The sequence below is a fragment of the Sinomonas sp. T428B genome, assembly GCF_056780155.1.
The window spans coordinates 3,424,216-3,437,037 of sequence record NZ_JBRAZR010000001.1 but is presented as its reverse complement, the minus strand read 5'-3'; the positions used below and the strand labels follow the sequence as shown (position 1 = coordinate 3,437,037).

General features: G+C 71.5%; 9 protein-coding genes. 8 read left to right on the top strand and 1 reads right to left on the bottom strand.

Annotated features, from left to right (window positions below; all coding sequences use genetic code 11):
* Positions 1-30: 30 nt before the first annotated feature.
* Positions 31-1,878 (top strand): gamma-glutamyltransferase, encoded by a 1,848-nt coding sequence (gene ggt / locus ACUYMY_RS15900; RefSeq protein ID WP_481704495.1) that lies wholly within the window; start codon positions 31-33, stop codon positions 1,876-1,878.
* Between the two features lie 42 nt (positions 1,879-1,920).
* Here the strand turns inward: ggt and ACUYMY_RS15895 are convergent, their stop codons facing one another.
* Positions 1,921-4,614: an ATP-dependent DNA ligase gene (locus ACUYMY_RS15895; RefSeq protein ID WP_481704494.1), complete on the bottom strand. Its 2,694-nt coding sequence runs from the start codon at positions 4,612-4,614 to the stop codon at positions 1,921-1,923.
* A 46-nt stretch (positions 4,615-4,660) separates the two neighbouring features.
* Here ACUYMY_RS15895 and ACUYMY_RS15890 point away from each other — a divergent pair, with 46 nt between their 5' ends.
* The 7 genes from ACUYMY_RS15890 to ACUYMY_RS15860 all read left to right on the top strand — a co-directional run bounded on the left by ACUYMY_RS15890 (position 4,661) and on the right by ACUYMY_RS15860 (position 12,813).
* Complete coding sequence (locus ACUYMY_RS15890) at positions 4,661-5,731, top strand: ATP-dependent DNA ligase (RefSeq protein WP_481704493.1); 1,071 nt, start codon at positions 4,661-4,663, stop codon at positions 5,729-5,731.
* Positions 5,732-5,894: 163 nt separating this feature from the next.
* Positions 5,895-6,938, top strand: coding sequence for a LacI family DNA-binding transcriptional regulator (locus ACUYMY_RS15885; RefSeq protein ID WP_481704492.1), 1,044 nt, complete (start codon positions 5,895-5,897; stop codon positions 6,936-6,938).
* A gap of 171 nt (positions 6,939-7,109) precedes the next feature.
* Positions 7,110-8,405: an ABC transporter substrate-binding protein gene (locus ACUYMY_RS15880; RefSeq protein WP_481704491.1), complete on the top strand. Its 1,296-nt coding sequence runs from the start codon at positions 7,110-7,112 to the stop codon at positions 8,403-8,405.
* 5 nt (positions 8,406-8,410) lie between these two features.
* Positions 8,411-9,394, top strand: coding sequence for a carbohydrate ABC transporter permease (locus tag ACUYMY_RS15875; RefSeq protein ID WP_481704490.1), 984 nt, complete (start codon positions 8,411-8,413; stop codon positions 9,392-9,394).
* 146 nt (positions 9,395-9,540) lie between these two features.
* Positions 9,541-10,332, top strand: a complete 792-nt coding sequence (locus tag ACUYMY_RS15870) for a carbohydrate ABC transporter permease (RefSeq protein WP_481705080.1) — start codon at positions 9,541-9,543, stop codon at positions 10,330-10,332.
* The gene (locus ACUYMY_RS15865) at positions 10,329-11,267 is read left to right on the top strand and encodes a carbohydrate kinase family protein (RefSeq protein ID WP_481704489.1); all 939 of its coding nucleotides are present in this window, start codon (positions 10,329-10,331) and stop codon (positions 11,265-11,267) included. Before ACUYMY_RS15870 ends, ACUYMY_RS15865 begins: the two co-directional genes overlap by 4 nt.
* A 52-nt stretch (positions 11,268-11,319) precedes the next feature.
* Positions 11,320-12,813, top strand: a complete 1,494-nt coding sequence (locus ACUYMY_RS15860; RefSeq protein WP_481704488.1) for a glycoside hydrolase family 32 protein — start codon at positions 11,320-11,322, stop codon at positions 12,811-12,813.
* Positions 12,814-12,822: the final 9 nt, after the last annotated feature.

Below are 12,822 nucleotides of genomic sequence, written 5' to 3'. Positions count from 1 at the left end.
CAGTTCACTCACCCTGATTCGGGAGGCACCATGCCACACCTACGTCGCAGGCTCTCCGCCGTCCTGGCGGCCTTGGCATTGGGGGTGACGGGCAGCGCCGTCGCGAGCCCGGCCGCCGCCGACCCGCGCGCCGTCGACAAGACCGCCACGGCCGTCGGCACGGGGGGCGCGGTGAGCACGGTGGACCCCGAGGCCTCCGCCGCGGCCCTTGAGGTGCTCCGCAAGGGCGGCAACGCGGTTGACGCCGCCGTCGCCGCGGCCGCGACGCTCGGCGTGACCGAGCCGTACAGTGCCGGGATCGGCGGCGGCGGGTACTTCGTGTACTACGACGCCGCGACCCAGTCAGTCCACACGATCGACGGGCGCGAGACGGCGCCCGCAGGCGCCACCTTCCAGACCTTCGTCAACCCCGCGACGGGAGCCCCGTACACCTTCGCGCAGCTCGTCACGTCCGGGGTCTCCGTCGGTGTTCCGGGGACGCCCGCGACGTGGGAGCGGGCGCTCGAGAACTGGGGCACCCTGAGCCTCGGGGAGGCCCTCCGGCCGGCCATCAAGGTCGCCGACCGCGGCTTCGTCGTCGACGCGACCTTCCGCCAGCAGACCCTCGACAACAAGCCGCGGTTCGCCAACTTCACGTCCACCTCGGAGCTGTTCCTCCCCGGCGGCGACGCCCCCGCCGTCGGCAGCGTCTTCAAGAACCACGGCCTCGCGGAGACGTACCGGCTCCTCGCCAAGCGGGGCGCCCAAGGCGGCTTCTACTCGGGCGCGCTGGCCGAGGAGATCGCCGCGACGGTGCAGGCCCCGCCGACGGTTCCCGAGCCGACCCTGCCCGTGCCCGCCGGGAAGATGACGGCCGCGGACCTCGCCGGCTACAAGGCGCTCGACCAAGCTCCGACCCACGTTGAGTACCGCGGCTACGACGTGTACGGCATGGCGCCGTCCTCGTCCGGCGGCACGACCGTCGGGGAGTCGCTGAACATCCTCGAGACCTTCGACCTCGCGGGCATGGCGCCCGCGGACGCCCTGCACCACTACCTCCAGTCGAGCGGGCTGGCGTTCGCCGACCGCGGCAAGTACGTGGGGGATCCGGCTTTCGTCGACGTCCCGACTGCGGCCCTGCTGGATCCGGTCTTCGGCAAGGAGCGCTCCTGCCTCATCGATCCGGACACGGCGGCGCAGACGCTCTTCGCGCCGGGGGACGTCACCTCGTACGACGGCGCGTGCCCGGCTTCCCCGGCGGCGCTCGCGGACGAGCGGGACACCGAGAACCTCTCGACGACCAACCTGACCGTGGCTGACCGGTGGGGGAACGTCGTCGAGTACACGCTCACGATCGAGCAGACGGGCGGCTCGGGGATCGTGGTGCCGGGCCGTGGGTTCATCCTGAACAACGAGCTCACGGATTTCACGACGACGGGCTTCGACCCCGCCGACCCGAACCGCATGGAGCCTGGCAAGCGCCCGCGGTCCTCGATGTCGCCGACGATCATCCTCAACGAGGGCAAGCCGTTCCTCGCGCTCGGCTCGCCGGGCGGGTCGACGATCATCACGACGGTCCTGCAGACCATCGTCAACCGGGTGGACCTGGGCATGACGACGCCGGAGGCGCTCGCCGCCCCGCGCGCCTCCAATCGCAACTTCGCCAACAGCAGCGGCCGCGCGTTCGTGACGGCCGAGCCCGGATTCATCGCGGAGTTCGGCGACGACCTCGCGCCCTATCAGTACCTGCTGGTTCCGTCCGGGGACGCGTTCACATCCGCGGCCGAGATCGGTGCCGAGACGGCGATCGAGTTCCTGCCGGACGGGCGCCTGCTCGCCGCGGCCGAGCCCGTGAGGCGCGGCGGCGGATCCGCGCTGGTGCTGAACCCGTCGCGGTAGAGGCGGCGAGCGGAGCCGAGGCCCGGCCGGCCTCGGCTCCGCTCAGCCGCGGGGCCGCTCGAGGGCCACGTCCTCGGGCAGCTTGTCCGGCCGCCACCCCCGCCAGACCGGGTGGCGCAGCCTGCCGCCCGAGGTGATCTCCGAGTAGGTGACCTCGCCGACGAGCTTGGGCGTGACCCAGTGCGCGTCCCGCCTGTCCTCGGCGGGCATGTCCTCGAGCGCGGGCGTCTTCCGCTCGAGGCCGTGCAGCGTCGAGGCGATCTTCCGAAGGTCCGCCTCGCCGAAGCCCGAGCCGACGCGCCCCGCGTACCGCAGCACCCCGCCGTCGTCCGGGATGCCCAGGATCAGCGAGCCGATGGTCGCCGAGCGCGAGCCCTTGCCCTCGCGCCACCCGGCGATCACGACGTCCTGGGTCCGCGTGTTCTTGATCTTGATCCAGGCGCCCGAGCGCCGGCCCGGGTCGTAGCGTGAGTCGAGGCGTTTCGCCATGACGCCCTCGAGTCCGTGCTCTGCGGAGGCGTCGAGCACGTGGCCGATGTCCCCCTCGAAGAGCGGCGAGAGCCCAACGTTGGGCGGCAGCCCGCCCTCGGCGAGGAGCTCGAGGGCCGCCCGCCGCTCGCGGAAGGTCAGGCGGGTGAGGTCCCGGCCCTCGTACTCGAGGAGGTCGAAGAGGACGATCCGCACCGGCACGTCGCGGCGGACGCGCTCGACGTCGGCGGGCCTGGTGAGGTTCATGCGCTGCTGCAGGAGCCCGAAATCGGGCCGGCCGCGGGCGTCCTGGGCGATGATCTCGCCGTCGAGCACGGCCGGGCCCAGGCTCGCGAGGCCCGAGAGCTCGGGATAGGTGGCGGACTGGTCGATCCCCCGGCGGCTCCAGAGGCGCAGGGGCTCCGCCCGGGCGTCCACGATCGCGCGGATGCCGTCCCACTTCATCTCGAGCGCCCAGCCCTCGCCGCGCACGAGCCCTCTCGTCCCCACCTGCGCGAGCATGGGGGCTGGCGCCGTATCGGTCCTGGCCTTCGAGGTGACCCTGCGTTCTTGAGAGGTGACGCCGGATCGTTGGGAGGTGACCCCGGGTTCTTCCGCGGCGTCGCCGGTGCCCTTCGCCCCCTTGCGCCAGTGGCCCTTCTCCTGGTCCTTCATGAGGTGGGCCAGCCAGTTCTCCTTCCCGCCGGAGTCGCTGCCCCCGTACCCGCCCTCGGGGTGGATGAGCGCGAGCCGCACCCCGGCCCCCGGCCGGCCGAGGCCCTCCGCGACGCCCTCGAGACCGCCGCCGGGCCGGCCGTGCAGCACGACGATGATCTCCTTGCCCTCGATCCACTTCTCGGTCTCGTACGTGCCCGTGTCCCACATGAACATCTCCCCGGCGCCGTACTCGCCCCGCGGGATCGTGCCGGTGAACGTGAGGTACTCGATCGGGTGGTCCTCGGTGTGCACCGCGAGGTGGTTCCGGCCCGTATCGGTGGGGATGCCCTTGGGGATCGCGAAGGAGGCGAGCACGCCCTCGTACTCAAGCCGCAGGTCCCAGTGCAGCCGGCGCGCGTGGTGCTCGTGGATCACGAACGCCGTGCCCTCGCCTGGCGTCGGCGCCTCGAGCGGGACGGGCTCGGGGGTCTTCTCGGCATCGCGCTTGGCGCGGTACCGGGTCAGGCGGTCCTCGCCCGCGGTCGAGCCCGCCTGGGCTCCCCCCACCGGGGAGGACGACGGCGCGCGGCCGCCCCCGTTGTCGTCCTCGCCGTCGCTCCGGTCGCCGCCCGCGCCGGCCTTGGCCCCCGAGCGGGCGTCCGCGGACGCCCGGGAGCGCGCCTGAGGGAGCGAGTGGCCCGGCTCCGGTGCCTCCGAGAGCGGCATCGCGTGCAGCGGCGCGAAGAGGTCGCCGAACTTCGTGAGCCGGGCGGCCATCTCGTCGTAGCGCACGTGCGCGAGGCCGGGGGAGCCGATCTCCTCCCACGTCCGCGGCGCGGCGACCATCGGCTGGACGCGCCCACGCAGCGAGTAGGGCGCGATGGTCGTCTTCTGGCCGCTGTTCTGGCTCCAGTCGACGAGCACGCGGCCGTGGCGCAGGGTCTTCTTCTGGTCGGCGACGACGAGGTCGGGATGGTCGGCCTCGAGGGACTTGGCGAGCTCCCGGGCCACGGCCGAGACGTCTTCCCACCGCTGGCCCATATCGAGCTTCGCGTACAGGTGGATGCCCTTGGACCCGCTCGTGACGGGGACCGAGACCAGGCCCATGCCGTCGAAGATCGGCTTGACGAGGTGGGCCACCTCGACGCACTCGGGCAGGCCCGCGCCGGGGCCGGGGTCGAGGTCGATGACGAGCCGGTCCGGGTTGAACATCATGTCGTCGACGACGGCGCGCCACTGCGGGACGTGGATCTCGAGGGCCGCGATCTGGGCGAGCCAGATCAGGGTCGGGAGGTCGTTCACGAGGGGGTACGAGTTGACGGAGTTCCGGTGGTGGAGCGTCACACGCTCGACCCACGCGGGCGTGGACTTGTCCAGGTTCTTCTGGAAGAACACCTCGCCGGGCTCTTCGGCGGTGCCGACCCCGTGCACCCAGCGCTTCCGCGTCGCCGGCCGGTCCCGCACGACCGGGATCATGACCTCGGCGACGGACCTGTAGTACTCGATGACGTCTGCCTTGGTGGTCCCGGCCTCGGGGTAGAGCACCTTGTCCAGGTTGGACAGGCTGATCCGGCGGCCCTCGATCTCGACGGTCTCGCGCTGCGACGCCATGCCGAAAACCCTCCCATGCTGTGCTCGCTCGGGGGAAGATGTCGCCATGGACCTACCCGTGATGCCGCCGGTCGAACCCATGCTCGCGAAGCTCGTGAAGGAGATCCCCGACGTCGGGCACAGCGAGCCGAAGTGGGACGGCTTCCGGACCATCGTCTTCAAGGACGGCGACGAGGTGATCCTCGGCAGCCGCAACGACAAGGCGATGACCCGCTACTTCCCCGAGCTCGTCGAGATCCTGCGGCGCGGCCTGCCCGAGAGGTGCGTGGTCGACGGCGAGATCGTCCTCCTCGTCGGCGACCGCCTCGACTTCGAGGCCCTCCAGCAGCGGATCCACCCTGCCGAGAGCAGGGTGCGGCTCCTCGCCGAGCAGACCCCGACGTCGTTCGTCGCGTTCGACATCCTCGCCCTCGGCAACGAGAGCCTCATGCGCCGCCCCTTCGGCGAGCGGCGCGAGGTCCTGGGTGGCGTCGTCGACGGCTCAGAGCAGTCCATCATCCTCACGCCCGCGACGGGCGACCTCGAGGAGGCGAAGCGGTGGTTCACGGAATTCGAGGGGGCGGGGCTCGACGGCGTCATCGCCAAGCCGCTCGACAGGCCGTACGAGCCGGGCAAGAGGAGCATGTTCAAGATCAAGCACGAGCGCACGGCGGACTGCGTCGTGGCCGGGTTCCGCTGGCACAAGGCGGACAGCACGGCACTCGGCTCGCTCCTGCTCGGGCTGTACGACGACGGTGGGACCCTCCACCACGTCGGCGTCGCCGCGTCGTTCCCCATGGCGAAGCGACGCGCGCTCGCTGCCGAGCTTGAACCGCTCGTCGAGAAGGACCTCGCCGCCCACCCCTGGGGCAGCTGGGCCGACCAGTCGGCGCACGCGGGGCAGCGCCTGCCCGGCGCCGTGAGCCGCTGGAGCGGCGGCAAGGACCTCTCCTTCGTCCCGCTCAAGCCCGAGCTTGTGGTCGAGGTCACGTACGACTACATGGAGGGTGACCGCTTCCGGCACACCGCCCAGTTCCGCCGGTGGCGGCCCGACCGGGACCCGGAGAGCTGCACCTACGCGCAGCTCGAGACGGCGGCCGCCTTCGACGTCCGGCGGATCCTCAACCCCGGCGCGTAGCTGACCCCGCATCGCAGGGAGGTGACCCCGCATCGAGGGGTCATGTCCCCCTCGGATAAGGGGTCATCGGCTTGCCTTTCCCCACGGGGTTGACAATGCAAAACGGTTTGCCCCAGACTTGTGATGCAACGCATACAAAACGTTTTGGACGAGGGAGTGCAGGATGGGCAAGGTCGGCATCCGCGACGTGGCGAAGGCCGCCGAGGTGTCGGTCACGACCGTCTCGCACGCGCTCAGCGAAACGCACCAGTCGCGGGTCAACCAGGAGACCCGAGACCACGTGCGCAAGGTCGCCGCAGCTCTCGGCTACTCGCCGAACCGGCTCGCGAGCGGCCTGCGCAACCAGCGCTCCTACCTGCTCGGACTCGTCAGCGACGAGATCGCCAGCAGCCCCTTCGCCGGCGAGATGATCCTTGGGGCGCAGGACGCGGCGTATGAGCGGGGCTGGCTCGTCATGCTCGTGGACAGCGGCCGGAACTGGGCGCTCGAGGAGAAGCAGGTCCGGACCCTCCTGCAGCATCAGGTGGACGGCCTCGTCCTCGCCCGGATGTACCACCAGCGTGCGGAGATCCCGGCTGGCATCAACGTTCCGGTGGTCCTGCTGGATGCTTTCGATGCTGACGGGGCCTTCCCCTCGGTCGTCCCGGACGAGGCGGCTGCCGCCCGCACGGCGATGAGGGAACTCATCGAGGCCGGCCACCGGCGTATCGGCTTCATCAACAACCGGGACGAGATTCCCGCCGCCTTCGGCCGGCTCGAGGGCTACCGCTCGAGCCTCGCCGAGGCGGGGATCGCGTACGACGGCGCGCTGGTCACGAGGCAGCGGCCGGCCGTCAGCGGGGGCCGGGCCGGGGCGGAGGAGCTCCTGGCCCTGCCCGATCCCCCGACGGCGATCTTCTGCTTCCACGACCAGCAGGCCTTCGGCGTCTATGAGGTCGCGGCCCGCCGTGGCCTCGACATCCCCGGGGACCTCTCGGTGGTGGGCATCGACAACTTCGAGATTGTCGCCGACGGCCTGTGGCCAGGGCTCACGACCGTGGCGCTCCCGCACTACGACATGGGCCGCTGGGCGGTGAGCCGGCTCCTCGACGAGATCGAGGGGACGGCGGCCGACGGCGAGCCCCGCCAGAAGCTCCTCGACTGCCCGATCGTGCGGCGCGGCTCCGTCGCCGCTCCGCGCATCAACCACTCAAGCAAGGGGATATGACCCCTCAACGTGGGGGATATGACCCCTCAACGCAGGGGACGTGACCCCTCACCGGCAAGACAACCACCGGCTCCGCGCCGACGGGTGCGGCTGCTGCAACAGCCGCGCCCGCCACCGGAGCCACCACCCCCCACCCAATCCCTCCCAGGATGAGACAGAAGGAAAACGCGCATGAAGACAGCGCTCAAGCGGCTCCTCGCTGCCAGTGTAGTGGCCACGGCGCTCGGCGGAAGCCTCGCGGCCTGCGGCTCCGGCTCGGGCGGTTCGGGCGATGGCGCCAACGGCGAGCTGACCCTCTGGACGCACAACGCGGGCAACAAGGAAGAGCTCGCCGCGATCCAGTCGCTCGTTGACGAGTACAACGCCAAGCCGGACAAGAAGGCCACGGTCAAGGTCCAGGCCTTCCCGCAGGACTCCTACAACGACTCGGTCGTCGCGGCCGCCTCGGCCAAGAAGCTCCCGTGCATCGTGGACATCGACGGCCCGAACGTGCCGAACTGGGCGTGGTCGAAGTACCTCGCCCCGCTCGAGCTGAGCGTGGACCTGTCCAAGAACCTCCCCTCGACGCTGGGCGAGTGGAACGGGAAGACGTACTCGGTGGGCCACTACGACGTCGCCCTCGCGCTCCTGGCCCGCAAGTCCGACCTCACGGCCGCCGGCGTCCGCATCCCGACCATCGACTCCCCGTGGACGAAGGACGAGTTCGACTCCGCCCTCGAGAAGCTCAAGGGCCTCGGCACGTGGGAGCACCCGCTCGACCTCGGCACGGGCGGGACCGGCGAGTGGCTCCCGTACGCCTACTCCCCGTTCCTCCAGTCCGCGGGCGGCGATCTCGTGAACCGCGACGGCTACCAGAGCGCCGAGGGCGTGCTCAATGGCGAGGCCGCCGTCGAGTGGGCCGGGTGGTTCCACGGCCTCGTCGAGAAGGGCTATGCCGCGCAGAAGAGCGGCAAGGACACGACGGCGGACTTCATCAGCGGCAAGAGCGCGATCCTCTACACCGGGTCGTGGGCCGCGGACAAGGCGCGCGCGGCGCTCGGCGACGACCTCGTCGTCCTGCCTTCGGTGGACCTCGGCGAGGGCCCGAAGATCGGCGGCGGCTCGTGGCAGTGGGGCGTGACGAGCGGGTGCAAGAACGCCGAGGCCGCGATGGACTACCTCTCCTTCACGCTCGCCCCGCAGAACGTCGCCAAGATCGCCCAGGCCACGGGCACCATCCCGGCCACGGCCGAGGCCGCCGCCCTCATCCCGGCCTACGCCCCCGGCGGCGCGAACAGCATCTTCCGCGAGTTCTCGGAGAAGTTCGCCGTGCTGCGGCCCGAGACCCCGACGTACCCCTTCATCGCGACCGAGTTCGGCAAGGCCACGCAGGACATCCTCTCCGGCGCCGACGCCAAGTCGACCCTGGACAAGGCCGTGAAGGACATCGACGCCAACATCAAGTCCAACGGCGGCTACAAGGGCTGAGCACCATGACTGCCTCATCCCTGACAGACCGCGCGAGCGACCGCGCCGCCCACGCCCCGCGCGTGGGCGGGCGCGGCGCCCGCCCGGGCCCCCGCCCCTCCGGCAGGACCGCGCGCGTCGCCCGCCGCGAGGAGCGCCTGGGCTGGGCCATGATCGCCCCCGCGGCGCTCCTGCTCGTGACGTTCATCGTCGTCCCGGCCCTGCTCGCGTTCGGCCTCGCGTTCACGAACGCCCGGCTCATCTCCCCGTACCCGCCAGAGTTCGTGGGCCTGGACAACTTCGTCCGGCTCGCCGAGGACGCCACGTTCTGGCGCTCGCTCGCCAACGTCGCGTACTTCGCCGTCGTCGTCGTGCCGCTCCAGTCCGCGCTCGCGCTCGGCATGGCGCTGCTCGTGAACATCCGGGTGAAGGGCGTGAACTTCTTCCGCACCGTGTACTTCCTGCCGGTCGTGACCTCGATGGTCGTCGTCTCGCTCCTGTGGCTCTTCATGTACCGCCAGGAGGGCCTGCTCAACGAGGTCATCCGCGCTGTCACCTTCGGCCTCGTCGAGGGGCCGGACTGGCTCAACGACCCGGCCACCGCCATGCCCGCCGTCATCCTCATGTCCGTGTGGCAGGCTGCCGGCTTCCACATGATCATCTGGCTCTCGGGCCTGCAGACCATCCCGGGGGACCTCTACGAGGCCGCCGCGCTCGACGGCGTGTCCACCTGGCAGCGCTTCGCCCACATCACGTGGCCCGGGCTGCGCAACACGCGGAACCTCATCCTCGTCACGATCACGATCCAGGCCCTGAGCCTGTTCACCCAGATCGACGTCATGACCCAGGGCGGCCCCCTCGACTCGACGACGACGATCGTCCACCAGGCCGTCCAGACCGGGTTCCGGCAGCAGGAGACCTCCTACGCGTCGGCGATCTCCCTGGTCTTCTTCGTCCTCGTCCTCATCGTCTCGAGCGCCCAGCGCTACCTCACGCGGGAGAAGTCCTGATCATGGCCACTATCAACCGCCTCACCCGGCCACGCGCCGTCGTGCGCCGCCTGTCCCCGGGCCAGACGCTGCGCCCCGGCACCGGCCCCATCGCGTGGCTCGCCCGGCTCGCCCTCGCCGCGGTCTTCTCGTTCCCGCTGCTGTTCATGGCCGTGTCCTCGCTCAAGCCCGACCAGCAGATCTTCGGCGACCTGGGCTCGCTCGCGGCGTTCCTGCCCGTCGGGCACCTCTCGCTCGACAACTACGCCGCCGTATTCGACCGCGTCCCCGCGGCCCGGTTCCTGCTCAACTCGGTGGGCGTCTCGGCCGTGACGGTCGCGCTCGGCGTCGTCGTCAACTCGATGGCCGCGTTCGCGCTCTCCCGCATGCGGGTCCGCGGCAAGGGCGTGATCCTCACGCTCGTCATCGCGACGCTCATCGTCCCGTTCGAGACCCTCGCCCTGCCGCTCGTGTGGTGGGTCAACCAGCTGCCCTGGCTCACGGCCAACGGGTTCAGCCTCGAGCTGACCACCGGCTGGCTGGACACGTACCAGGTGCAGATCCTGCCGTTCGTCGCGAACGCGTTCTCGATCTACCTCTTCCACCAGTACTTCGAGTCCATCCCCAAGGAGCTCGACGAGGCCGCCCGGATGGACGGCGCCGGCTGGTTCACGATCTACCGCCGCGTGGTCATGCCGCTCTCGGGCCCGGCCGTCGCGACGGTCGCGATCCTGACCTTCCTGCCCGCGTGGAACTCGTACCTGTGGCCGCTCATGGTGGTCCAGACGGAGGAGCTGCGGCCGGTCATGCTCGGCGTGCAGTACTTCTTCCAGCTCAACGTCTCGTGGGGCGAGGTCATGGCGTACACGTCCCTCATCACCCTGCCCGTCGTGGCCCTGTTCATCGCGTTCCAGCGCGCGTTCGTCAACAGCATCGCCGCGAGCGGGGTCAAGGGATGAGCGTGCTCGTCGTGGGGGAGAGCCTCACGGACATCATCCGCACGGCGGCGGGCACGCGGGAGCACCCCGGCGGCTCGCCTGCGAACGTGGCCCTGGGCCTCGCGCGGCTCGGCACGCCCACGGCCTTCCTCACGGCCCTCGGCCCGGACGGGCGCGGCGAGGCGATCGCCGCGCGGCTCGCGGCCTCGGGCGTGGAGGTCCTGCCGGAGTCGTTCTGCCTGCCCGTCACCTCGAGCGCGGCGGCCGTCATCGCGGGCGACGGCGCGGCCTCCTACGAGTTCGACCTCGCCTGGGAGCTCCCCGGCGGTGTGGCGCTGCCGCACGCACAGCATGTGCACGGACAGCACGTGCAGCACGTGCATGTCGGCTCGGTTGCCGCGTTCCTCGCCCCCGGGGCCGCGCGCGTCGAGGAGATCGTGCGCGCGGCGCGGGAGCAGTCAGCGACCGTGAGCTTCGATCCCAACGTCCGCCCCGCGCTCGTCGGCCCGCACGCCGACGCGCTGGCGACGTTCGAGCGTCTCTCCGGCCTGGCCGACGTCGTCAAGCTCAGCGACGAGGACGCCGCCTACCTCTACCCGGGCCTCGCCCCGCGCGCCGCGGCGGCCCGGATCGCGGGCCTGGGCCCCGCCGTCGTCGCCGTGACCCTGGGCGCGGAGGGCTCGTACCTGCTCTCGGGCGGGCACGAGGCCGAGGTCCCGCGCGTCGCCGTCGAGCTCCGCGACACGGTCGGGGCCGGGGACAGCTACATGTCCGCCCTCGTGCACACGCTCCTGGCCGCCGGGGGAGACCGGCTCGCCCCCTTTAGCGCCCGCGCGCTCGCGGACGCCGGGTCGTTCGCCGCCCGGGCCGCCGCCGTGACCGTCTCCCGCGCCGGCGCCGAGCCGCCGCACCTGGACGAGGTTCCCGCCGTCGGCCTCGAGCCCGCCGCACTCTAGAAGCCCTCGCGCGCCAGAACTCGCGCGCCCCCAGAACCCACGAAAAGAAGCGATGACCACCACCGCACCTGTCCCGACCCGCGACGCCTACCGGCCGCGCGTCCACTACACGCCCGCCCGGAACTGGATGAACGATCCCAACGGGCTCGTCCTGCACCGCGGCGTGTACCACCTCTTCTACCAGCACAACCCGTCCGGCCCCGACTGGGGCAACATGTCCTGGGGCCACGCGACCTCGCCCGACCTCCTGGCCTGGACCGAGCAGCCCGTCGCGATCCCGTGCACCGAGACCGAGGCCATCTTCTCAGGCAGCGTCGTGGCGGATCCGGCCAACACGGCCGGCTTCGCTGACGACGCCGCACCTGGCAGCGTGCCGCTCGTCGCCGTGTACACAAGCGCGTACTCCGAGGGCTCGGACCGGCCCGGCATCCAGGCCCAGTCCCTCGCCTTCAGCCTCGACGACGGTGCGACCTGGACCAAGCACGCGGGCAACCCCGTGCTGGACCGCGGCTCGGCGAACTTCCGCGACCCGAAGGTGTTCCGCTACGCGGGCCCCGCCGGGGCGTACTGGGTCATGGCCGCCGTCGAGGCCGAGGAGCGGCGCGTGCTGCTCTATGCCTCGGCGAATCTGAAGCAGTGGCGCCTCCTGAGCGAGGTCTCGGCCGCGGACGTGCTCGGCGGGATCGCGGACCCGGGCGAGGGCCTGTGGGAGTGCCCGGACCTCATCGAGGTGCCGGTCGAGGGCAGGCCGGGCCGGACCCGGTGGGTGCTCATCGTGAGCGTGAATCCGCACGGCGTGGCCGGGGGATCCGGCATGAAGTACTGCGTCGGGGAGTTCGACGGCGAGCGGTTCCGGCCCGACGCGGACGGCTTCCGCTGGCTCGACTGGGGCCGCGACTACTACGCCGCCGTGTCCTTCGGCGGGGTCACGGACCGGGCGCTCATGCTCGGCTGGATGAGCAACTGGGACTACGCGGCCGCGACGCCCACGGGGGAGTGGCGCAGCGCGATGTCGCTCCCGCGCGAGGTGAGGCTGCGCGCCGTCGGCGGCGGGCACGCCCTCGTCCAAGCGCCGGTCCTGCCGGAGGCCCGGGACGAGGCGCCCCTGCCCGCGGGCTCTCTTACCCCCGTAGCGGTTGGGCAGACCCGGCTCGCGGCCGTCCCGCGGGGCGAGGCGTTCCGGGTCCGGCTCGCGCTGCCCCCTGGCTCCCCGGCGTGCACCCTGCGGCTCGGGACCGGCGAGGAGGAGGCGGCCCTGATCCGGGTCGACCAGGCCGCCGGCACCCTCACGCTCGACCGCACCGCCTCGGGCCTGACGGACTTCCACGGGCTCTTCGCCTCCATCGAGACCGCGCCGCTCCCGGCGGCCGACGGCGGGGTGCGGCTCGACGTCGTCGTGGACGCGTGCTCGGTCGAGGTGTTCGCGCAGGACGGGCTCGTGGCCCTCACGGACCTCATCTTCCCGCGCGGAGCGGAGACCGTGCTCGAGCTCGAGGCCGGTGCCCCGATCGAGCCCACCGAGCTCGAGGTCACGCTCCTCGGCTGAGCCGCGTTG

Bases quoted from the DNA above. Each gene is read 5' to 3' on its own strand.
- ggt (WP_481704495.1), top strand. From the start codon at position 31: ATGCCACACCTACGTCGCAGGCTCTCCGCCGTCCTGGCGGCCTTGGCA.
- ACUYMY_RS15895 (WP_481704494.1), bottom strand. From the start codon at position 4,614: ATGGCGTCGCAGCGCGAGACCGTCGAGATCGAGGGCCGCCGGATCAGC.
- ACUYMY_RS15890 (WP_481704493.1), top strand. From the start codon at position 4,661: ATGGACCTACCCGTGATGCCGCCGGTCGAACCCATGCTCGCGAAGCTC.
- ACUYMY_RS15885 (WP_481704492.1), top strand. From the start codon at position 5,895: ATGGGCAAGGTCGGCATCCGCGACGTGGCGAAGGCCGCCGAGGTGTCG.
- ACUYMY_RS15880 (WP_481704491.1), top strand. From the start codon at position 7,110: ATGAAGACAGCGCTCAAGCGGCTCCTCGCTGCCAGTGTAGTGGCCACG.
- ACUYMY_RS15875 (WP_481704490.1), top strand. From the start codon at position 8,411: ATGACTGCCTCATCCCTGACAGACCGCGCGAGCGACCGCGCCGCCCAC.
- ACUYMY_RS15870 (WP_481705080.1), top strand. From the start codon at position 9,541: ATGGCCGTGTCCTCGCTCAAGCCCGACCAGCAGATCTTCGGCGACCTG.
- ACUYMY_RS15865 (WP_481704489.1), top strand. From the start codon at position 10,329: ATGAGCGTGCTCGTCGTGGGGGAGAGCCTCACGGACATCATCCGCACG.
- ACUYMY_RS15860 (WP_481704488.1), top strand. From the start codon at position 11,320: ATGACCACCACCGCACCTGTCCCGACCCGCGACGCCTACCGGCCGCGC.